Source organism: Vibrio sp. D173a, from assembly GCF_030248475.1.
Genome location: NZ_JAHGAH010001125.1, coordinates 1 through 1,116, shown reverse-complemented (window position 1 = coordinate 1,116; position 1,116 = coordinate 1). Strand labels below are relative to the sequence as shown.

Annotated in this window: 1 protein-coding gene; it reads right to left on the bottom strand. The window is 47.0% G+C overall.

Translation table 11 applies throughout. From position 1 onward, the window contains the following. Positions 1-3 precede the first annotated feature (3 nt). Positions 4-861, bottom strand: a complete 858-nt coding sequence (gene asd, locus KIV40_RS31740) for an archaetidylserine decarboxylase (RefSeq protein WP_285353299.1) — start codon at positions 859-861, stop codon at positions 4-6. Between the last annotated feature and the right edge of the window lie 255 nt (positions 862-1,116).

The window sequence follows — 1,116 nt, the reverse complement described above, 5'->3', positions numbered from 1 at the left end:
TGCTTACGCGATGGGCGCGAAAGGTGTACCAAGAACCGTTTTCTCACCATTTGCCGTGCTGTCATCGAACTTGATTGCATCTTTAGCGAATAGGTTAATTACCGTAGAGCCTAGCTTAAAGCGGCCCATCTCTTCACCTTTCTTCAGGATAACCGCTTTGTCGCCTTCAGCTGGGTAATCCCACTTGTAAACTGTGTTACCGCGAGGTGGCGTGATGGTGCCAGCCCATACTTGCTCAATGCTACCTACAATCGTTGCACCAACCAGTACTTGAGCCATAGGACCAAACTCAGTATCGAAGATACAAACTACACGTTCGTTACGAGCAAATAGGTTTGGAACGTTCTCTGCCGTTAGAGGGTTTACCGAGAATAGATCGCCCGGTACGTAAATCATCTGGCGCAGAGTGCCGTCACATGGCATGTGAACACGGTGGTAATCGCTTGGCGATAGGTACAGTGTTGCAAATTCACCGTCTTTGAACCCGTCAGCTAGGTTAGCGTCGCCGCCCAGTAGCTCGCGCGCTGAGAAGTCATGACCTTTCGCTTGAATCAGTTTGCCATCAGTAATTGGACCGAACTGGCTAACACGAGCATCCGCTGGGTGAACGATAACAGATTCGCCTTCCGCGATTGGACGCATGCCTTCTTTTAACTCACGCACGAAGAATTCGTTGAAAGTTTTAAAGTGTTTTGGGTCGCTGTGAAGGGCTTCATCCATGTTCACTTTGTACTGCTTAATGAACCAGTTAATGATCGCTGTGGTTAAACCGCCCGCTTTAGCAGACGCCAGTTTACCGACCAGACGAGTCAGTCCATGTTGTGGAATCCAGTACTGCAATCCAACTTTGATCTTATCCATTGTATTAATATTCCAATGTTGTGTATTTCTTCAATGAAAATCAGTTAATGACGGTTTTGGGCGCGAGATGTTACTCAATATCGCGCCAATTGTCAGTAGGTGTGCAAACTTTGGTTGCAACTGCCTAGAGTTATTCACAAAAATGACTTAAAGGTCAGCCTTCTTGTTTCTCGAATATTGCCTGTTCGCTTTGTTCTCGACCATGCTCTCAATGATTCGATGGTAGTTCTCAAAGCGAGTGCGGCTGATCTTTCC